Origin of the sequence: Acidovorax sp. Root217 (assembly GCF_001428645.1) — a bacterium.
In the GTDB taxonomy this organism is placed as follows: domain Bacteria; phylum Pseudomonadota; class Gammaproteobacteria; order Burkholderiales; family Burkholderiaceae_C; genus Acidovorax.
Map to the genome: position 1 here is coordinate 183565 of NZ_LMIH01000006.1, position 19819 is coordinate 203383.

Sequence of the window (19819 nt, forward strand, 5' to 3'; positions counted from 1 at the left end):
GCGGAAATTTTCTGGTCAGCACAAACCCGCATTAGAAAGCCAATGGAGACACACCCACCCGGCATTCCCCCCGCCAGCGCGCCGCCCCTGCTGCAGGTCGATGGCGTCACGCTGGCCTTCGGCGGGGTCAAGGCGCTCACCGGCGTGGGCTTTGGCGTGCAGTCCGGCTCCATCACCGCCGTGATCGGGCCCAACGGCGCGGGCAAGACCTCGCTGTTCAACACCATCTCGGGCTTCTACCGCCCGGGCAGCGGCGCCATCCGTTTCAAGGGCCAGGACATCACGCGGGTGCCGGCCCCGCAGCGCGCCCGGCTGGGCCTGGGGCGGAGCTTCCAGAACATCGCGCTGTTCCGCGGCATGACGGTGCTCGACAACATCAAGCTCGGGCGCCACGCGCACCTCAAGGCCAACGTGCTCGACGCGCTGCTGTACATCGGCCGCGCACGGCGCGAAGAGGCCGCCCTGCGCGCCGACATCGAGGAGCGCATCATCGACTTCCTGGAGATCGACCACATCCGCCACGCGCCGGTCTCGGCCCTGCCCTACGGCCTGCAAAAGCGCGTGGAGATGGCCCGCGCCCTGGCCATGCAGCCCGAGATCCTGATGCTCGACGAGCCCGTGGCCGGCATGAACCGCGAGGAGACCGAGGACATGGCGCGCTTCATCCTCGACGTGCGCGCCGAATGGGGCGTCACCGTGCTCATGGTCGAGCACGACATGGGCATGGTCATGGACCTGTCGGACCACGTGGTGGTGCTCAACTTCGGCCAGGTCATCGCCCAGGGTACGCCGGGTGAGGTGCAGGCCAACCCCGAGGTCATCCGCGCCTACCTGGGCTCGGGCGACGTAGGCGACCTGCGGGCCCGGCTGCATGCCGGCGCTGCGGCGCCGCTGCAAGGGGTCGCATGATGGATTGGGCCTACCTCTTCGAAATCAGCCTCACCGGCATCTCCGGTGGCGGCCTCTATGCACTGGCGGCGCTGGCCTTCGTCATGGTCTACAAGGCCACGCGCGTGGTGAACATCGCCATCGGCGAAATGCTCATGGTCGGCGCCTACCTGTTCTTCACTTTCGCTGCCACCTTCGCGTTGCCGCCGTGGCTGGCCATCCCGGCAGCGGTGCTCGGCTCGGGCCTCTTGGGCGCGGTGATTGAGCGCACCATGATCCGCCCGCTGCTGGGCGAGCCGCCGATCTCCGTCTTCATGGTCACCGTGGGCTTGGCTTCGGTGCTCGTGGGCCTCGTGGAGATGATCTGGACGGCCGACCAGCGCCGCCTGCCCGAGTTCATGCCGACCAAGCCCATCATGATCGGCGAGGCCTTCCTCGCGCCCAAGGTGTTCTGGGGCGCCATGATCGCCGTGGCCTTCATCGCCGCCGTGCTGCTGGTGTTCCGCTTCTGGCGCGGCGGCGTGGCCCTGCGCGCCACGGCCAGCGACCAGGCCGCCGCCTACTCGGTGGGCATCAACGTGCCGCGCGTGTTCTCGCTGGCCTGGGTGGTCTCGGCCATGATCGCCGCAGTCTCCGGGATCATCGTCGGCTCCATCGGCGGCATCTCGTCGAGCATGGGCGTGTTCGGCCTGTCGGTGCTGGTGGTGGTCATCGTCGGCGGGCTCGACAGCGTGCTCGGCGCCCTCATCGGCGGCCTGCTCATCGGCCTCATCGAGGCCCTGGCCGGCGCCTACCTGGGCGGCGAATACAAGCTCCTGGCCACCTTCATCGTGCTCGTGGCCGTGCTGCTGGTGCGGCCCTATGGCCTGTTCGGCACGCACGAGATAGAGAGACTCTAGAAACATGCGCCCCCACGTTCATCACTTCGTGTACTCACTGCCCCCCAGGGGGGCGCAGGCCTGCCTTGGGGCGGCCCGGCGGGAGGCCTGATGCGCATCGGTACTCTCAAGGAATCCTACGTCGCCGACTCGGCGCTGTTCGACTCGCGCACGCAGAAGGTGTGGCTGGCCGTGGCCGCCGCGCTGCTGCTGCTCTTTCCCTTCATGGCCAGCGACTACTGGCTGTACCTGGCCTGCCTGGTCAGCATCAACGTGGCCAGCGCCACGGGGCTCAACATCCTCACGGGCTACACGGGGCTGGTGAGCCTGGGGCAGGCCGCCTTCATGGGCCTGGGGGCCTACACCGTGGCCGTGCTGGAGACACGCGCGGGCACGCCCTTCCTCCTGAACCTGCTGGCTGGCGGCTTCGTGGCCATGCTGGGTGGCATCGTCGTGGGCATCCCCTCGCTGCGCGTCAAGGGCCTGTACCTGGCCATCGCCACCATCGCCGCATCGTTCATCGCGCACTTCATCTTCGCCAACTGGAAGTTCACGGGCGGCACCGGGGGACTGAGCGTGCCGCCCGCCAAGCTGTTCGGGCTGCCGCTCGACACCTCGTTTCGCCTGTACTGGGTGATCTTGCCGGTCACCGTGCTCATGCTGCTGGGCGCGGCCAATCTGTTTCGCACGCGCGTGGGCCGCGCCTTCATCGCCATCCGCGACCGCGACATCTCGGCCGAGGTGCTGGGCATACCGCTGTTGCGCTACAAGCTGCTGTCGTTCGGGCTGTCCTCGTTCTACGCGGGCGTGGCCGGCGGGCTGTGGGCGTACTTCTTTCGCGTGGTCACGCCCGAGAGCTTTCCGCTGCTCATGTCGATCTTCTTCCTGGCGGCCATCATCGTCGGCGGCATGGGCTCCATCCTGGGCGGCATCCTGGGCGCGGTGTTCATGACCATGGTGCCCGAACTGCTCAAGCTGGTGGTCAACCTGCTGCCCGGCGGCAACGAGCTCACGGTGTTCCTCTCGCCCGTGCGCACCGTGATCTTCGGCCTGCTGATCATCGGATTTCTGGTGTTCGAGCCGCAGGGGCTCGCAGAAGTGTGGCGGCGCATTCGCCGCTTTTTCCATCTGTGGCCGTTCCGCAATTGAGAGAGCCGCTGCAGCCCATAAAACCATGAAGGAGACAAGCACCATGCCCACGACCACCACCCCATCCCTCGCATCCCAGCGCCGCCGCACCCTGCTGCTCGCTGCGGGCGCCACGCTGGCCGCACCGCTCACCGCCACCGCACAGGCCAGCGGCGAGGACATCGTCATCGGCGGCTCCATCCCGCTCACGGGCGTGTTCGCGTTTGCGGGCGTGGGCATCAATGCCGGCATCGGCGACTACGTGAAGATGGTCAACGACGCGGGCGGCATCAAGGGCCGCAAGCTCAAGTACGTGCCCGAGGACACGGGCTACAAGGTAGACGTCTCGGTGGCGGCCTACAAGAAGATCACCAGCCAGAACAAGGTCAACCTCTACTACGGCGACTCCACGGGCTTTGCCAAGACCATCAATCCCGAGCTCGACCGCGCGCGCAGCACGCTGATGGCCGGCGCCTCGTTCGCGTCCGAACTCAACGACCCGGCCAAGTACCCCAACCAGTTCCTCGTGGGGCCCGACTACACGGAGATGTTAGGCATCCTGCTCAAGCACATCGCCAAGGAAAAGCCCGGTGCCAAGGTGGCCTTCGTGTACTCCGACTCCGAGTTCGGCCGCGACCCCATCGACAAGAGCGAGGCCGCCGCCAAGGCACTGGGCCTGTCGGTGCCCGTCAAGATCATGACGCCCGCCGGCAGCGTGGACGTCTCGGGCGAGGTCATCAAGCTGCGCCGCGCCGCGCCCGACTACACCATCTTCCACGGCTACATCCTGGCCCCCATCCCCGAGTTCATCACCCAGGGCAAGCAGCAGGGCATGACCAGCAAGTGGATGGGCACCTTCTGGACCATGGACAGCTCCACCGTGATGAAGATGGGCGAGGCCGCCGACGGCTTCATGGGCGTGATGCCCTACCGCTACTACTACGACACCGAGAAGGCGCCCATGCTGGAGAAGATCCGCGCGCTGCGCCCCGAGTACCAGAGCACGGCCTACATCCAGGGCTTCCTCGCCGCCATGCTGTTCACCGAATCGGCCAAGCGCTGCCTGGACGCGGGCAAGCCGCTCGACGGCAAGAACCTCAAGGCTGCGCTCAACAGCATCAAGGACTTCGACACCGGCGGCCTGATCGGCGTGCCGATCACCATCAGCGGCAACTCCATCCCCGTGGGCCGCGTGTACCGCGCGGACATGAAGGCACAAAAAATGGTCGCCGCTTCCGACTGGATCAAGCTCTGATGTCCCTGACACCCCCCCTGAGTCGCTTCGCGCCTTCCCCCTTCAGGGGGACGCACCCCGAGGCCCGGCAAAGCCGGTTCCACGGGTGCGCTGGCAGAGCAGCGCCCACGGCATGCGCCGGGTGCGGCGCGGTTCGCAGTGCTCCTCCCCAGCCGCCGAGACCGTGATGCCGCACGCCCCTGAGTTCGTCCTCGAAGTCAACAACATCGAGGTCATCTACAACAAGGTCGTGCAGGCACTGCGCGGCCTGTCGCTGTCCGTGCCGCGCGGGCAGATCGTGGCGCTGCTGGGCAGCAACGGCGCGGGCAAGTCCACCACGCTCAAGGCGGTGTCGGGCCTGCTGGCACTCGAAGACGGTGAAGTGCAGGGCGGCAGCATCCGCTTCAACGGCCAGCCCACGGCCCACCTGGCGCCGCAGCAGCTGGTGCGCAACGGGCTCTCCCACGTCATGGAGGGCCGCCGCGTGTTCGAGGACCTCACCGTGGAGGAGAACCTCGTGGCCGCCACCTATGCACTCACGGGCCGCAAGGATGCGAAGCCCGATTTCGACAGCGTCTACAGCTACTTCCCACGCCTGCACGAGCGCCGCAAGGGCCTGGCCGGCTACCTTTCGGGTGGCGAGCAGCAGATGCTGGCCATCGGCCGCGCGCTGATCGCGCAACCCCAGCTGATCCTGCTCGACGAACCCTCGCTGGGCCTGTCCCCCAAGCTCGTGGAAGACATCTTCACCATCATCGCGCGCATCAACGCCGAGCGCGGTACCTCCATGCTGCTGGTCGAGCAGAACGCCACCGTGGCGCTGGCCGTGGCGCACCAGGGCTACATCATGGAGAACGGCAAGATCGTCATCGACGGCACGGCCGAGCGCCTGGCCAGCGACCCTGACGTGCGCGAGTTCTACCTGGGCATGGGTGGCAGTGGCGAAGCGAAAAGCTTCAAGGACATCAAGCACTACAAGCGCCGCAAGCGTTGGCTGTCATGACACTCCCCGAACTCACCCTGCCCCAGATGCTGCGCGAGCGCGCACGCACCGAGCCCGGCCGCGTGGCCATCCGGCAAAAGGACTTCGGCATCTGGAAGCCCTTCACCTGGGCCAGCTACCACCAGCGTGCCTGCCACTTCGGCCTGGGGCTGCGCGCGCTCGGGCTGCCGGCCAGCGGCCATGTGGGCGTGATCTCCGAGAACCGTACCGAGTGGGTGCTGTGCCAGATGGGCGCGGGGCTGGTTGGTGCGGTCACGGTGGGCGTCTACCCCACCAGCCCCACCAACGAGGTGGCCTACGTGGTCGGCCATGCCGACATCGAGATCATGGTCTGCGAGGACCAGGAGCAGACCGACAAGCTGCTCGCGGCGCTGCCAGAGTTGCCGCGCCTGAAAAAGATCATCGTCATGGAGACCAAGGGCCTGCGCAGCTTTGCGCCCGAAGTGCGTGCATTGATCACCACCTTCGCCGAGGTCGAGGCGCTGGGCGCCGCATCGGGATCGCAGGCGCTGGTGGACGAGGCACTCGCGCGCCAGACACTCGACGACGTGGGCCTGATGATCTACACCTCGGGCTCCACCGGCAAGCCCAAGGGCGCCATGATCAGCTACCGCAACATCCGCGGCGTGGTGCCCGGCATAGTGGACAGGCTGCAGCTTGATGCGGCCACCACGCACCTGTCCTACCTGCCGCTGTGCCACGTGGCCGAGCAGATGCTCACCAGCTTCGTGCCGGTGTACATCGGTTCGCAAGTGAACTTCGGCGAATCCATCCGCACCGTGCAGGAGGATCTGCGCGAAGTGGCGCCCACCATGTTCCTCGGCGTGCCGCGCATCTGGGAGAAGATGCACGCCGCCATCCACATCAAGCTGCAGGAGACCGGGGGCCTGCGCCGCCGGCTGTTCCACCGTGCCGTCGCCGCCTGCCAGCCCCTGGCCGAGAAGCCACGGAGCGCCTGGAACCTGGGCGAGCGCCTGGCCTTCGCCGCCAGCTACTGGCTGGTGTTCCGCGCGCTGCAGAACTTCATCGGCCTGCGCGATGCGCGCGTGGCACTCACCGGGGCCGCACCCATCCCGCCCGATGTGGTGCGCTTCTTTCGCGTGCTCGGCCTGCCGCTGGTCGAGGTGTATGGCCTGACCGAATCCACCGGCATGGTCACGGGCCACCGGCTGGACCAGGTGGTGGTCGGCACCGTGGGCGTGCCCACGCTGGGCGTGGAGCACCGCATTGCACAGAATGGCGAGCTGCAGCTGCGCGGCAACATGGTGTTCGCGGGCTACTACAAGAACCCCGAGGCCACGGCCACCAGCATCATCGACGGCTGGCTGCACACCGGCGACGTGGTGCGCGAAGAGCAGGGCCAACTGAAGATCGTCGACCGGCTCAAGGACATCATGATCACGGCCGGCGGCAAGAACCTCACGCCCTCGGAGATCGAGAACACTATGAAGGGCAGCCCCTTCATCAAGGAATGCATCATCGTCGCCGAGGGACGCAAGTTCGTCGGCGCGCTGGTGATGATCGACTACGAGACCGTGGGCAAGTGGGCCGAGGCCCGGCGCCTGGCGTTCACGCATTTCCGTTCGCTGGTCGAGGCACCCGAGGTGCGCGAACTCATCGACACCGAGATCCGCCGCGGCAACGAGCGCCTGGCCCAGGTCTCGCAGATCCGCCAGTTCCACCTGCTCACCAAGGAACTGGACCACGACGACGGCGAGGTCACCGCCACCATGAAGGTGCGCCGCTCCAGCATCTACAAGACCTACGCTGCCGAGATCGAGGCGCTGTACCGCTGAGGAACCGACATGACCGACGACACCGAGGCTGCGCCTCCCGCCCTGCTGCACGAGCGCCAGGGCGCCATCGCCACCTTGCGCTTCAACCGCCCCGCCGCGCTCAACGCCATCGACGTGCCCATGGCCCAGGCCTTCCTGGCCGCCGTGCAGGCCATTGCGGCAGACGCCAGCGTGCGCGCCGTGGTGCTGCGCGGCAACGGCAAGGGCTTCATGGCCGGCGGCGATCTGGCCACCCTGCGCGCCAACCCCGTGCACGGCGCGATGGAACTGCTCGGGCCGTTGCACGCGGGCCTGGCCCTGCTGGCGCAGATCGATGCGCCCGTGATCGCCCAGGTACACGGCGTGGCCGCAGGCGCCGGCCTGTCGATGCTGCTGCAGGCCGACTACGTGCTCATGGCCGAGGGCACGCGCCTGAACCTGGCCTACATCAACCTGGGCACCAGTTGCGACGTGGGCGCCTCCTGGGCGCTGCCGCGCATGGTGGGCCTGCGCCAGGCGCTGGAGATCGCGCTGCTCGGCGATTCCTTCACGGCCGAGGATGCGCTGCGCCTGGGCCTGGTCAACCGCGTGGTACCCATGGCCGAACTCGACGCCGCCACCACCGCCGTGGCCGAGCGCCTGGCCGCCGGCCCCACCGTGGCCTACGGCGCAATGAAACGCCTCATGCGCCAGTCGCTGGAACGCAGCCTGCCCGAGCAGCTGGCGGCCGAGCAGCAGGCCTTCGCGCACTGCGCCGCCACCGCAGACTTCCGCGAAGGCATAGCGGCCTTCTACGCACGCCGGCCCGCCCAGTTCAACGGGCGCTGAATTCCCTTTCTTCTCCTTCGACACATTCCCTATGAGCAGCCTCCAAGACGTCTACGTCCTCTCCACCGCGCGCACCGCCATCGGCACCTTCGGCGGCAGCCTCAAGGACGTGCCCAACACCGACCTGGCCACCACCGCCGTGAAGGCCGCCATCGCGCGCAGCGGCCTGCCGGCCGATGCCATCGGCCACGTGGTGATGGGCAACGTGATCCCCACCGACACCAAGGACGCCTACCTCGCGCGCGTGGCCGCTATCGACGCCGGCTGCCCCATCGAGACGCCGGCCTTCAACGTCAACCGCCTGTGCGGCTCGGGCCTGCAGGCCATCATTTCTGCAGCGCAGGCCATCGGCTACGGGGATTGCGACATCGCCATCGGCGGCGGCAGCGAATCCATGAGCCGCGGCCCCTATTTCGACACCGCCGCGCGCTACGGCGCGCGCATGGGCGACGCGAAAAGCATCGACTACATGCTCGGCATCCTGCATGACCCCTGGCAGAAGATGCACATGGGCATCACCGCCGAGAACGTGGCCGAGCGCTACCGCATCGGCCGTGAAGCGCAGGACCAACTGGCCGTGCAGAGCCAGCAGCGCGCAGCGCATGCCATCGCTGCGGGCTACTTCCGCGAGCAGATCGTGCCGGTGGAGATCACCACCCGCAAAGGCACGGTGGTCTTCGACACGGACGAGCATGTGCGCGCCAATACCACCCTGGAAGTGCTGGCCGGCATGAAGCCCGCGTTCAAGAAGGATGGGCTGGTCACCGCCGGCAATGCCTCGGGCATCAATGACGGCGCCGCCGCCATGGTGCTGGCCTCGGGCGCGCGTGCCTCCGCCCTGGGCCTGAAACCCCTGGCCCGCCTGGTGGGCTACGCGCATGCGGGCGTGGAGCCGGCCTACATGGGCATCGGCCCCGTGCCGGCGACGCAGAAGGTCCTGCAGCGCACCGGCCTCACGGTGCAGGACATGGACGTGATTGAGGCCAACGAGGCCTTCGCCGCCCAGGCCTGCGCCGTGATCCAGGAGCTGGGCCTCGATCCGGCCAAGGTCAACTCCAACGGCTCGGGCATTTCGCTCGGCCACCCCGTGGGCGCCACGGGCGCCATCATCACCACCAAGGCCATTGCCGAGCTGCACCGCACCGGCGGCCGCTATGCGCTGGTCACCATGTGCATCGGCGGCGGCCAGGGCATCGCAGCGATCTTCGAATGGGTCTGATCCGCCCCGCCGCCTGCTGCCGGGCGCATTGCTGAAAGCGGCACAGCAATGCGTGGCCATTTCCCATCAATCGGCGGCGCCATGTTTCTACGCTTGGGGGCTTCTTCCTCCTTGCTGAAAAACACCCCGTGCCGCACTTCACCGTTGTCCCGTCCCCTACCCGCTGGGGTGCTCCATGACCTGGGTCGCCCTGGGTCTCTTTGCCGGCCTGGTGCTGGGCACCTACGACTTCCTCACCAAGCTCGCGCTGCGCGAAAAGAGCGTGCTCGACGTGGTCGTGCTGAGTTCCGCGCTCGGCGCATTCCTGTGGCTGCCCTTTCTGCTCGCACCGGCCACTGCGGCACCTGCATTGCAGCCCTGGGGCCTCTACCCCGCACCGCTGGGCTGGCGCGAACAGGCACTGGTGCTGCCCAAGTCGCTGATGATGGTCGCCACCTGGGTACTGTCGTACTACGCGGTCAAGGCACTGCCGCTGTCGATCTCGGCCGGCGTGCGCGCGTCGGGCCCGCTGTGGACGGCGGCCGGTGCCATCGTGCTGCTCGGCGAGCAGCTCACCGGGTGGCAGTGGCTGGGCCTGGCGGTGTCCATGCTGTCCTACCATCTGTTCGCGCGCATCGGCAGCCGCGAGGGCATCCGCTTTCACCGCGACGGCTGGGTGCTGTGCATGCTGGCCGCCACGCTGCTGTCCTCGGCCAACGCGCTGTACGACAAGCACATCCTCGCCGGGCTGCGGCTGGACCTGGCGGCCGTGCAGGCCTGGTCGGCGCTGCAGCGCGGCGTGATCGCGCTGGCCCTGCTGCCCTGGGTGTGGCGCAGCCTTTCGCTGCGCGGCCTGTTCACGCGCCACTGGGCCGTGCCCGTGATCGCGCTGGCCTATCTGGCGGCGGAATACCTCTACCTTGCTGCCGTGCAAACCGAGGGGGCCATGATCTCGGTGATTTCGGTGCTGCGCCGTACCAACCTGGTCATGGTGTTCGGGCTCAGCGCGCTGTTCTTCCAGGAGCGTTTCATTCACCAGAAGACACTGGCCATCGCCGGCGTGCTGGCCGGCATCGTGCTCACGCTCTGGAACTGACGCGGTCCGGGGGCGCCAGACTTCGGATCCATGCCATCACCTGCTGCCCCTGCGGCGTGATGGCCATGCGCTCCGAGGCGAGCAGGTAGTACGACTGCTCGCAGGGCAGTGCCACCTCGCCCAGGCGCACCAGCGCACCGCTGGCCAGCAGGTCCTGCACCAGAGAACGCCGGCCCAGTGCGATGCCCTGCAGACCCAGGGCAGCGTCGAGCACAAAGCCCGTGTCCGTGAAGGCCATGCCCTGTTGGCGCGCTGCGGCAACCCGGATACCCGCCTTGTCCAGCCACGGCTTCCAGGGCTGGCGCGTGTGCGAGAGCAGCACCGCCTTGCGGAACGCAGCCACGCCCGCGGGCACGCCCAGGCGCGCCAGGTAGGCCGGCGCCGCCACGGGGAACCACTCGTCGTCCATGAGTTTTTCGCAGTGGTAGGCGGCCGGTCGGGTGCGCGCAAAGCGCACCGCAATGTCGGCATCGCCCCGGTCCACGTCCACCGTGTCGATGGAGGGGTGGATCTCCACGCCCCACCCCGGCGGCTGTGCGTCCAGGCGCGACAGGGCCGGCACCAGGCGCCAGCGCGCGAACGAGGGCAAGGCGCTGATGCGCACCACGGGCAGCTGGCCCGCACCATCCGCACCGAAGATCTGCTGCAGGCGGTGCAGCGGCTCCTTGAGCTGCTGGTGCAGATGCACCCCTTCGACCGTGAGCGCCACGGCGCGCGTGCTGCGCACGAACAGCGGCCGCGCAAGCAGCCGCTCCAGCGCGCGGATGCGGTGGCTCACTGTGCTGTCGGACAGGTGCAGCTCCTCGGCCGCCTTGCTGAAGCTGCACAGTCGCGCCACCGTGTCGAAGGCCAGGATCAGGTGGATGGGCGGAATGGCTTTCATCGACCGCAGGCCGCGTTGTCCATGCCAGCCATTGCCGCGCCCCGCCCGCTCAGAACGGGGCCGAGTCGGGGTCGGTGTCAGCCGGTGCCGTCGCCGGCCCGGTGATCGCGCGCCCCGCCACATCCTTGCCGCGCGGCGGCACGGGTGCAGCGGCCGCCAGGCCCGGGCCCGAGGGGCCGCTGCCCGCGGGGATGGCTTGCGCAACAGCGCTGGCCCCAATGCCATCGGATTCACCACCCAGCGCCTCGATCAGGTCGGGGATCAGCTTGGACAGCTCCCCCGTGGCGATGGCCACGTCGGTGTCGAAACCGCCGTCATCGGCCTTGGTGCCTTCGAACACGGTATCCAGGAAGGACACCTTCTTGATCTGAAGCCCCTCGGTCAGCATCAGCGAGACGCGGTCGTCCCAGGTCAGCGCCAGCTTGGTGGGCAGCTTGCCGGCGGCGATGTGCGCCTGCACCTCCTCGATGTCCAGCGGGTGGCGCGAATAGCGCACCACGGCCTTGGACTCGTCGGCGCTCTTCAACTCGCATTCGCGGTCCACGGTGAAGCCCACGGGCGGCTCCTGCGTGCTCAACCAGTGCGACATGGCCACCTGCGGGCTGGTCTCGGTGTACAACAGCGAGACCGACAGGCCCGGCAGGTATTCGACCAGCAGCGAAACGACCTCGTCGGCACGGCCCTGGCTGGACGTGTCGAACACGATGGTGCGTGCTTCCCTGTCGATCCATACCCACATCGAGCCCTGCTTGGTGAAGGCCATGGGCAGCAGGTCGAGCTTGGCTTCTTCCTTGAGCTCCTTGCTCTCCTTCTTGCCGGGCTTGCGCCCGGTTTCCTTCTCGATGCGCTCGGCCTTTTCCTTCACGCGGCGGTTGAGCACCGAGCCTGGCAGCACCTTGGACTCGACCATGAAGCGCAGGATCCACTGCCCTCCCACCGATTCGACCATGGCGCCATGCTCATCGCCGCGCGGCGGCACCCAGCCCAGCGACTTTTCCTGCGTGGCACCGCACTCCATGAAGGGGGCCTTGGCCAGCGCCTCTTCCACCTGCGTCAATTCCACCTGCCATTGCGGAGCAATGCGGTACACGATCATGTTCTTGAACACGAAAAACCCTCTGGTTACCGGACGAAGCTGTCCACCGGTGCCATGCACGCCTGCGGCGCTGGCACGGAACCCTCCATTGTCGGTGGTCGGCGCCCCTTGCGTACCGGGCCGCAGCGCAACACGGGGAAAATCCATGCGCCTGCTCCGCTTTTGATAGCTGCAAGGGCCCGCAGGTAAAGACGATCTTCTTGTCACAACTTTACACTGGGACAAACAACGTGCATGCGGGCGATACATGGCAGGCAGACACTGCAGTCAACCGCTGGAACCACCGTTCCGGGGCCCCTTCCTCCCTCTGAAAGGACTCTCACCATGGCTTTCCTGTCCCGCCACACCGTTGCCGCCGCCGTCCTCGCCGCCCTGGCCCTGCCAGCGCTGGCACAGCCCACCCCTGCCAACCCGCCCGCCGTGGGTGCGGCAGCCGCCCCCGATACCCGCAAGGGCCCAGGCGAACACCGCGAACGCCACCAGGCCCACATGGCCCACATGGCCCAGCGCGCCGCCGCGCTCAAGGCACAGCTCAAGCTGACCCCGGCGCAGGAACCTGCCTGGAACACCTTCACCGCCTCCATGCAACCGGGCGAACGCCAGGCCCGCCTGGACCACAAGGACATGGACAAGCTCACCACCCCCGAGCGCATCGACCGCATGCGCGCCATGCGTGCACAGCACGCCGCCGAGGCCGACCGCCGCGGTGAAGCCACCAAGGCCTTCTATGCCGTGCTGACGCCCGAGCAGCAAAAGACCTTCGATGCCCGCGCCCAGCGCATGGGCCCGCGGGGTGAACATGGCAAGCACGGCCCCCATGGCCACCGCGGCCATGGCGACAAGCCCGCCGGTGCAGCAGCAGCACCGGCAGCGCAGAAGTAAGCGCCGGGCGTGCGACACCCGCCTGCGCGGCAGCGGTGTCGCAACCATCAGAAGGGCTCCATTCGGAGCCCTTTTCCTTTTTCCGCCATCAAGCTGCGGTTGCGGCCTACAAAACCACTGGTGGGGGCGTTCCTACACTCATTTACATACAGCTGTGTATGTCAAACCACGGAACAAAACCATGAACACCAAACCCTTCCGCCCGGCTTCTTCCCCACTCTCCGTTGCGCTGGCAGCCGCCGTGGCGCTGGGCGCCCTGGCCGCTGTGCCGCAGACCGCCATGGCACAACAGAGCGCACAGGCCTCACCCTCCATCTACATCCAGGGCTCCCAGGCCCGCCGGGATACCGATGCCATCACCCTCGGCGGCACCTTGCCCTGGAAGGACTGGCAACGCCCGCTGTGGGGTGGCCAGCTCACGGGCTACTGGGATCTCTACGCCAGCCGCTGGACCTTTGACGGTGCGCAGGGCGGGCGCTCGCACACCACAGTGCTCGGCGTCATCCCCACCCTGCGCCTGCGCATGGACGAAGGCCGCTCGGCCTGGTTCTGGGAGGGCGGCATCGGCCTCACGGTGGCCGACAAGCGCTACGTCACGCCCGAACGCACCTTCAGCACCCGTGCCAACTTCGCCTCCCACCTGGGACTGGGGGTCAGCCTGGGCGAGCAGCGCCGGCACGACATCGTGCTGCGTGTACAGCATGTCTCCAATGCCGGCGTGAAGAAGCCCAACCCGGGCGAGAACTTCGCGCAACTGCGCTACGGGTACCACTTCTGAGCCGGCCACCAGCCCCGGCGACCGGCCTACCCGGCACCTGGCCCCACAGCCCGCCTCTTCGGCGGGCTTTTTTGTGCCCAGGCTCCGATCCATCTGTGGATAACCATGGGTATGGTTGCCGAACAACCCATTGGTTATCCACAGAACTGCGGCGCAGCCGAAAGTTGTTGTCATCCAACCGCAAAGTTCAGCCCCGTCGTGCCACAGGGTTTGAAGCCACGCAAGTGCGCGCCAGCATTGGGAAAAACGGGCTTGTCCACAAAAAAGCCCCTGCTCTACTACTACTGCTATTGATTTATAGAGCTATTAAAGAATAACAAGCAAAACCTGATGCAGGGCGCGTCGACCGACCTGGAGCCTGTTGTACCCACAGGGCAACGCGCTGGCACCCTACAGGGAAGAAAGAGCTGCCCGTGCCCTTCACAGGCCGCAGAAGGCCCCTTCTTTGCAACGGCAGGCCAGGGGCAGCTGCAAGGGCCAGGCTGGCTTGCGGAGGCACGCCTGGCTGAACAGGAGGCCGCAGGGGGCCGATAAGCCATCGCCAGTTTGCAGACGACCCTGAAGGGGTGCAAAAAGCCGCACCCCCAGGAGAAAAGCCCGCCTGCGCAGTGACTTCTCCACGTATCAGCCGGTCCTTGTGCATAACTTTGGGGGAATTGCTGGCACAACTGCCCGGTTGTCCACAGAGAAGAGCCATCTCCGGTATTTGTCCCCGTTGGCGCGACAGCAGGAACCGCGTGCGGCACACAGGGTTCAGCGCCACGCAAGTGCTTGCCAGGCCACGGAAAAATGCACTTGTCCACACAAAATGCCGCGCTCTACTACTACGACTATGTATTTATAAAGACTATAAGAAGAAGACAGGGAACAACATTCATCGTCGCTCCACTCCCTTCTTCTCCGGTCGAACTGGCTTCAGGCGCGAAAAGCGGCAGCTCTGCACTCCACGTAGCACATGTTCTAAAAAATGGCGCTACCGAAGCCAGTGCCCCCGCGCAAGGGCCGCCCCGCCGCGCTGGGGGCGTCCCCCTCCGGGGGAAGGCGCGAAGCGACTCAGGGGGTTTCTTATCCAGGACTGCGCAGGAAGGCCTCCAGCGCGTCCACAGGCAGGGGGCGGCTGAAGAGGTAGCCCTGGTAGAGCTGGCACCCTGCGCGGGCCAGCAGCTCGCGTTGCTCGGCGGTTTCGACGCCTTCGGCGATGACCTCCAGGCCCAGGCTGCGCGACAGGCCGATGATGGTGTCCACGATGGCTGCGTCGTTCGGGTCGGTGAGCAGGTCGCGCACGAAGCTCTGGTCGATCTTGAGCTGGTCCAGCGGCATGCGCTTCAGGTAGCTCAGGCTCGAGTAGCCGGTGCCGAAGTCGTCCAGCGAGAAGCCCACCCCGTAGGAGCGCAGCGCCGCCATGGTGGCAATGGTGGTTTCCATGTCCTCCACCAGCAGGCTCTCGGTCAGCTCCAGCTTGAGCAGGCCCGAGGGGGCGCCCGTGATGGCCAGCACCCGGGCCACGTCGTCGACGAAGCTCGCATGCCGGAACTGGCGCGAGCTCACATTGACGGCCACGGTCAGGTGGCTCAGGGCCGGGTCGTCCTGCCAGCTCGCCAGGAGCTTGCACGCGGTGTGCAGCACCCAGCGGCCCAGCGGCAGTATCAGGCCGGTTTCCTCGGCCAGCGGAATGAACTGCGCCGGTGAGACCATGCCGCGTTGGGGGTGGGCCCAGCGCAGCAGCGCCTCCACCCCCACCACCAGGCCCGACTGGCGCACCTGGGGCTGGAAGTGCAGCAGAAACTCATCCTGCGCCAGGGCCGAGCGCAGGTCGGTCTCGAGCGAGGCGCGCTCGGTGACCACGGCCTGCATCTGCGGGTCGAAAAAGCGCAGCGTGTTGCGGCCCGCCGTCTTGGCCTGGTACATGGCCAGGTCGGCCTGCTTGAGCAGCTCGCCCACGCTGGTCTGCTCGCTCGTGAAGGGGGCCACGCCGATGCTCGGCGTGCTGCGGTACTGGTAGCCCGCCAGGGCATAGGGCATGGCCAGCGTGGCCAGGATCTTCTCGCCCACCGAGCGCGCATGCAGTACCAGCTCGTCGGGCCGGGCGCTCAGCTCCTCGAGCATCACCACGAACTCGTCGCCGCCCAGGCGGGCCACGGTGTCCACGGCGCGCACGCAGGTGTTCAGGCGCTGCGCCACCTGCTGCAGCAGCATGTCACCCTGGTCATGGCCCAGGGTGTCGTTCAGGGTCTTGAAGTTGTCGAGGTCGATGAACAGCAGCGCCCCGCCCTGCTGGTGCCGCCGGGCACTGGCCAGCGCCTGGTGCATGCGGTCCATCAGCAGCATGCGGTTGGGCAAACCGGTGAGGGGGTCGTAGAACGCCAGGCGCTGGATCTCGCGTTCGGTGGCCTTGCGCTGGCGGATGTCGGTGTTGATGGCCAGGATGGAATGGGGCTGGCCGTTGTCGCCGCGCACCAGGGTCCAGCGGCCCTCCACATCGATGGAACTGCCATCGCGGTGCTGCTGCACGATCTCGCCGGTCCACTCCCCATGCTCCAGCGTGGCCTGGGTGGCGCGGCGAAAGTGCGTGGGGTCCTCGTACAGCAGGGTCTCGATCGACTGGCCCAGCACCTGCAGCTTCGACCAGCCGTACAGGCGCTCGGCACTCAGATTCCAGAAGATGATGCGGTGTTCCAGGTCGCGCACGATGATCGCGTCCTGCGCCTTGTCCAGCAGCGAGGCCTGGTGGCGGATGCGTGCGTCCGCCACCTGGCGCTCGATCTCGGCCGAGGCGCGCGCCGCAAAGATCTGCAGGGTGGAGATGACGAAATTCGGGTCGGCGATGGCATGGCGGAACAGCACGAACACCAGGCCCACCACCTCGCCATCGGCGTTGCACAGCTGCTGCCCGGCGTAGCCACGGGCCTGCACCATGCGCAGCACCGGCGCATCCGGGTACAGCTGCTGTACCCCGTCGGCCACCACGAACTGGCGCTGGTCCAGCAGCTGCAGGCTGGGCGTGCCTTCGAGCGCGTAGTCGGTGGGCGCAAGGAACTGGCCGTCGAGCACCGCCGCCAGCGTGCTCACGCGCGGTGGCTGGTCATGGTACTGCGGCAGCAGGCGCACCACGCAGCCGCCCTGGGCATCCAGGGCCTCGGCCATGTTGCGCACCAGCTGCTCGAAGAATTCCGTGCCCGTGCTGGCCGACACGGCCGCCGCCACCTTGAGCACCGAGGCCTGCAGCCGCTGCTGCGCCTTCTGGGTGCGCAGGCTGTTGATGCCAAAGGCCAGGTCATTGGCCAGTTCCTGCAGCAACCCGGTCTCTTCGGTGCTGATCTGCAGGATATCGGGTGCGTACAGGTAGAGCAGGCCGAAGGTGCGGTCGCGGTCGCGCAGCGGCAGGCAGATCACGGCGTGGAAACCGTGCTCCAGCATGCGCTCGGTCCAGTCCACGAAGTGGTTTTCCTGGCGGATGTCCTGCACGATCACGGGTTTGCCCGAGCGCACGGCTCGGCCCGCCGGGCCGCGCCCGTAGGCGTCGTCTTCCGACCAGCTCAGGTGCAGCGCTTCCAGGTACTGGTTGTTGTAGCCCGCATGGGCCACCGGTTCGATGGACTTGCGCTCATCGTCGCGCGCAAAACCCACCCAGCCCATGCGGTAGCCGCCAATGTCCACCGCGATCTGGCAGATGGCCTGCAGCAAGGCGGCCTCGGAGGTGGCGCGCACCAGGGTTTCGTTGCAGGCACTCAGCAGGCGCTGGGCCCGGCCCATGCGGGCCAGTTCGGCCTCGTTGCGCACGCGCTCGGTCACATCGGAGGCCAGGACCTGGCGCGCCCCCACGCCGTTGAAATCGATGTTGCCCGCCGTGATCTCCATGTCGATCAGGCTGCCGTCCTTGCGCACATGGCGGCGCACCTTGGGCAGGCTGCGCTGCTGCGGGTCGATGGCGCGCAGCCGGCGCTCGGCAGTTGCGCGGTGCTGCGCGGGCCACAGGTCCTGCATGTGCATGCGCAGCAGTTCCTTTTCGCTGTAGCCGTAGTGGTGCACCATGGCGTGGTTCACGGCCAGCAGGCGCAGGCTGCCCCGGTCATACACCCACATGGGCTGCGGGTGTTCGTCGAACAGCATGCGGTACTGCAGCTCCGAGGCATGCAGCTGCCCGGCCACGTGGCGCAGCTGCACCATGGCGCCGAGCGATTCGGCCAGGATCTCCAGGTGCGCCACGTCGCGCCGCGAAAAGGCATTGACCCGGTCCGAGGTGACCGTGAGCGAGCCCACCACCACGTCCCCTGCGCGCAGCGGCGCGGCCATCACCGAGCGCACGCCATGGCGGTGGACCATGGACTGCATGTCCCAGCCCTCGCCCTCGGTGTCGTTGCAAAGCACCGTGCGGCCCTGCTGGAGCGAGGGCCAGAGGATGCATTCATCCACCGCCAGCAGGTCGCCCTCGGGCCGCACCATGTCGCCGGCCGAGGCCTTGGCCGCCAGGTGCCGGCCCTCGATCAATTCCACCATGGCGCCGCGGGCGCCGGTCTGGCGCTTCACCGCCTCGGCCACCATGTGCAGCACGTCGGCGAGCGGCATGTCCAGCGAGGAGATGCGCTGCTGCAGGTGCAAGAGCTCGGCATGGTTGCGCGTGTCGCGCTGGGCTTCCAGTTCTACCGCCTTCTGTGCACTGTGGTCGGCCATGCCGCCGACCATGCGCACGGCGCGCCCGCTGCTGTCGCGGATCAGGAAGCCGCGGTCGAGCACCCAGGCATAGCTGCCGTCCTGGCGCCGAAAGCGGTAGGCGTCCGACCAGTGGCTGTCGGTTCCGTCGATGGCCGCGTGGATGCCCTTGAGCACCGCTTCGCTGTCCTCGGGATGCAGCCGCAGCGTCCAGGAGGTGCTGTCCGGCGGCAACTGGTCGAGCGGCACGCCGAACAGGGTCTGCATGCCCTCGTTCCACCACATGGCGTCGGTGGTGAGGTTCCAGTCCCAGATCGCATCGGCCGTGGCGCGCGAGACGAGCTGGAAGCGCTCTTCGCTGCGCTGCAGCGCCAGGTCGGCCTGGTGGCGTGCCGAGATGTCCTGGAAGGCCCCCTGGATGCGGATGACCCGGCCCTGCGCATCCCGCACCGCCTGGCCGGCGGTGCGCACCCAGAAATGCCGGTCCCCCGGCATGACGACTTCGGCCTCCAGGTCGAAGGGGGTACCGTGCCGCAGGCAGGCCCTGAACGCATTGCGCAAGGCGCTGCGGTACGGCGGCGTGTAGAGGTCCAGGATCTGGCCCACGGCACCCACCCGCCGGGTCAGCCCGTAAGTGGCGGCGATTTCCTGCGACCAGCTCAGCCGCATGCTGGGCAGCTCCACGATCCAGCCGCCCACCTGGGCGATGCGGCCAGCCACGCGCAGCGTTTCTGCCTGCTCCACCAGCTCGTCGTGCATGCGGTCGCGCTGCTCCACCAGCTGTGCCAGCAGGCGCTGCTGGCGGCGCAGCTCCAGCTGCACCATGGCCTGCTCGGCCAGCACCTTGAGGCCGTCGAGCTGCTCGGCCTCCAGGCGGCGTGCACGGGTGTCCAGCACCGCCAGCGTGCCCAGGGCAAAGCCGTCGCCATTGACCAGCGGAACACAGGCGTAAAAGCGGATGTGCGGGCTGCCGGTGACCAGCGGGTTGTGGGAGAACACCGGGTGCGCGCTGGCATCGTCCACCACCACCGGGTCCTTGCTGCCGTTCAGTGCGTGGGCGCAGAAGGCAACCGCGCGGTCGGTCTCCTGGAACGGGATGCCCACGGCGGCCTTGAACCACTGGCGCTCGCTGTCCACGAAATTGACCACCGCCATCGGTGTCCGGCAGATGCGTGACGCCAGAACGGCCAGCTTGTTGAAGGCGTCCTCGGAGGGCGTGTCCAGGATGGCGTAGGACTGCAGTGCATGGAGCCGCGCAGCCTCAGCGGTGGCGTGCTCTGGATGCTGCATGGTCAGTCGCGCAAGGTGCCGCTCGGGCCGTGCGTGTCCGGGCGTCGGTGACACGTTCTTGCGGGGAGCGGTGTAGCCAGCATGGAAAGAGGAGCCCGGACCGGAGTCGATGGTGAAAAAAGGGGTGGCAAAAGTCGCAGCGAAACACCCCCCGTCTGTCCTGGGGTGCCAGATGACCGTTTCTAGACGCAAACCGTGGTCGCTGCAACCTT

Annotated in this window: 14 protein-coding genes; 11 read left to right on the top strand and 3 right to left on the bottom strand. The window is 67.4% G+C overall.

Annotated elements, in window-relative coordinates:
- Window positions 1-42 precede the first annotated feature (42 nt).
- The 9 genes from ASE31_RS04925 (at window position 43) to ASE31_RS04965 (ending at window position 10028) form a co-directional block, all read left to right on the top strand.
- On the top strand, window positions 43-909 hold the full coding sequence (locus tag ASE31_RS04925) for an ABC transporter ATP-binding protein (protein ID WP_057200421.1): 867 nt from the start codon (window positions 43-45) through the stop codon (window positions 907-909).
- Window positions 906-1787 (top strand): branched-chain amino acid ABC transporter permease, encoded by an 882-nt coding sequence (locus ASE31_RS04930; RefSeq protein ID WP_057200422.1) that lies wholly within the window; start codon window positions 906-908, stop codon window positions 1785-1787. Before ASE31_RS04925 ends, ASE31_RS04930 begins: the two co-directional genes overlap by 4 nt.
- A gap of 90 nt (window positions 1788-1877) precedes the next feature.
- Window positions 1878-2915, top strand: coding sequence for a branched-chain amino acid ABC transporter permease (locus tag ASE31_RS04935; protein ID WP_057200423.1), 1038 nt, complete (start codon window positions 1878-1880; stop codon window positions 2913-2915).
- Window positions 2916-2958: 43 nt separating this feature from the next.
- A complete protein-coding gene (locus ASE31_RS04940) occupies window positions 2959-4149 on the top strand; it encodes an ABC transporter substrate-binding protein (RefSeq protein ID WP_057200801.1) in 1191 nt (396 codons plus the stop codon).
- A 166-nt stretch (window positions 4150-4315) separates the two neighbouring features.
- Entirely contained in the window at window positions 4316-5131 is an 816-nt protein-coding gene (locus ASE31_RS04945; protein ID WP_057200802.1) for an ABC transporter ATP-binding protein, read from the top strand.
- Window positions 5128-6927, top strand: a complete 1800-nt coding sequence (locus tag ASE31_RS04950; RefSeq protein WP_057200424.1) for a long-chain fatty acid--CoA ligase — start codon at window positions 5128-5130, stop codon at window positions 6925-6927. The genes ASE31_RS04945 and ASE31_RS04950 overlap by 4 nt, the downstream gene beginning before the upstream one ends.
- Before the next feature lie 9 nt (window positions 6928-6936).
- Window positions 6937-7734, top strand: a complete 798-nt coding sequence (locus tag ASE31_RS04955; RefSeq protein WP_057200425.1) for an enoyl-CoA hydratase/isomerase family protein — start codon at window positions 6937-6939, stop codon at window positions 7732-7734.
- 31 nt (window positions 7735-7765) lie between these two features.
- Window positions 7766-8953 (top strand): acetyl-CoA C-acyltransferase family protein, encoded by a 1188-nt coding sequence (locus tag ASE31_RS04960; RefSeq protein ID WP_057200426.1) that lies wholly within the window; start codon window positions 7766-7768, stop codon window positions 8951-8953.
- A gap of 175 nt (window positions 8954-9128) precedes the next feature.
- On the top strand, window positions 9129-10028 hold the full coding sequence (locus ASE31_RS04965) for a DMT family transporter (protein ID WP_057200427.1): 900 nt from the start codon (window positions 9129-9131) through the stop codon (window positions 10026-10028).
- Here ASE31_RS04965 and ASE31_RS04970 read toward each other — a convergent pair.
- Complete coding sequence (locus ASE31_RS04970) at window positions 10012-10911, bottom strand: LysR substrate-binding domain-containing protein (RefSeq protein WP_057200428.1); 900 nt, start codon at window positions 10909-10911, stop codon at window positions 10012-10014. The two genes, ASE31_RS04965 and ASE31_RS04970, sit on opposite strands and share 17 nt — an antisense overlap.
- A gap of 49 nt (window positions 10912-10960) precedes the next feature.
- The gene (locus ASE31_RS04975) at window positions 10961-12019 is read right to left on the bottom strand and encodes a recombination-associated protein RdgC (protein ID WP_057200429.1); all 1059 of its coding nucleotides are present in this window, start codon (window positions 12017-12019) and stop codon (window positions 10961-10963) included.
- Between the two features lie 312 nt (window positions 12020-12331).
- Here ASE31_RS04975 and ASE31_RS04980 point away from each other — a divergent pair, with 312 nt between their 5' ends.
- The gene (locus ASE31_RS04980) at window positions 12332-12889 is read left to right on the top strand and encodes a Spy/CpxP family protein refolding chaperone (RefSeq protein ID WP_057200430.1); all 558 of its coding nucleotides are present in this window, start codon (window positions 12332-12334) and stop codon (window positions 12887-12889) included.
- A 181-nt stretch (window positions 12890-13070) separates the two neighbouring features.
- The gene (locus ASE31_RS04985) at window positions 13071-13667 is read left to right on the top strand and encodes an acyloxyacyl hydrolase (RefSeq protein ID WP_057200431.1); all 597 of its coding nucleotides are present in this window, start codon (window positions 13071-13073) and stop codon (window positions 13665-13667) included.
- A gap of 1065 nt (window positions 13668-14732) precedes the next feature.
- Here ASE31_RS04985 and ASE31_RS04990 read toward each other — a convergent pair.
- Window positions 14733-19607, bottom strand: coding sequence for an EAL domain-containing protein (locus ASE31_RS04990; protein ID WP_057200432.1), 4875 nt, complete (start codon window positions 19605-19607; stop codon window positions 14733-14735).
- Window positions 19608-19819: the final 212 nt, after the last annotated feature.

What these genes read in the sequence shown, in the direction of transcription:
- ASE31_RS04925 (WP_057200421.1), top strand. Translation starts at nt 43, where the DNA reads ATGGAGACACACCCACCCGGCATTCCCCCCGCCAGCGCGCCGCCCCTG.
- ASE31_RS04930 (WP_057200422.1), top strand. Translation starts at nt 906, where the DNA reads ATGATGGATTGGGCCTACCTCTTCGAAATCAGCCTCACCGGCATCTCC.
- ASE31_RS04935 (WP_057200423.1), top strand. Translation starts at nt 1,878, where the DNA reads ATGCGCATCGGTACTCTCAAGGAATCCTACGTCGCCGACTCGGCGCTG.
- ASE31_RS04940 (WP_057200801.1), top strand. Translation starts at nt 2,959, where the DNA reads ATGCCCACGACCACCACCCCATCCCTCGCATCCCAGCGCCGCCGCACC.
- ASE31_RS04945 (WP_057200802.1), top strand. Translation starts at nt 4,316, where the DNA reads ATGCCGCACGCCCCTGAGTTCGTCCTCGAAGTCAACAACATCGAGGTC.
- ASE31_RS04950 (WP_057200424.1), top strand. Translation starts at nt 5,128, where the DNA reads ATGACACTCCCCGAACTCACCCTGCCCCAGATGCTGCGCGAGCGCGCA.
- ASE31_RS04955 (WP_057200425.1), top strand. Translation starts at nt 6,937, where the DNA reads ATGACCGACGACACCGAGGCTGCGCCTCCCGCCCTGCTGCACGAGCGC.
- ASE31_RS04960 (WP_057200426.1), top strand. Translation starts at nt 7,766, where the DNA reads ATGAGCAGCCTCCAAGACGTCTACGTCCTCTCCACCGCGCGCACCGCC.
- ASE31_RS04965 (WP_057200427.1), top strand. Translation starts at nt 9,129, where the DNA reads ATGACCTGGGTCGCCCTGGGTCTCTTTGCCGGCCTGGTGCTGGGCACC.
- ASE31_RS04970 (WP_057200428.1), bottom strand. Translation starts at nt 10,911, where the DNA reads ATGAAAGCCATTCCGCCCATCCACCTGATCCTGGCCTTCGACACGGTG.
- ASE31_RS04980 (WP_057200430.1), top strand. Translation starts at nt 12,332, where the DNA reads ATGGCTTTCCTGTCCCGCCACACCGTTGCCGCCGCCGTCCTCGCCGCC.
- ASE31_RS04985 (WP_057200431.1), top strand. Translation starts at nt 13,071, where the DNA reads ATGAACACCAAACCCTTCCGCCCGGCTTCTTCCCCACTCTCCGTTGCG.
- ASE31_RS04990 (WP_057200432.1), bottom strand. Translation starts at nt 19,607, where the DNA reads ATGCAGCATCCAGAGCACGCCACCGCTGAGGCTGCGCGGCTCCATGCA.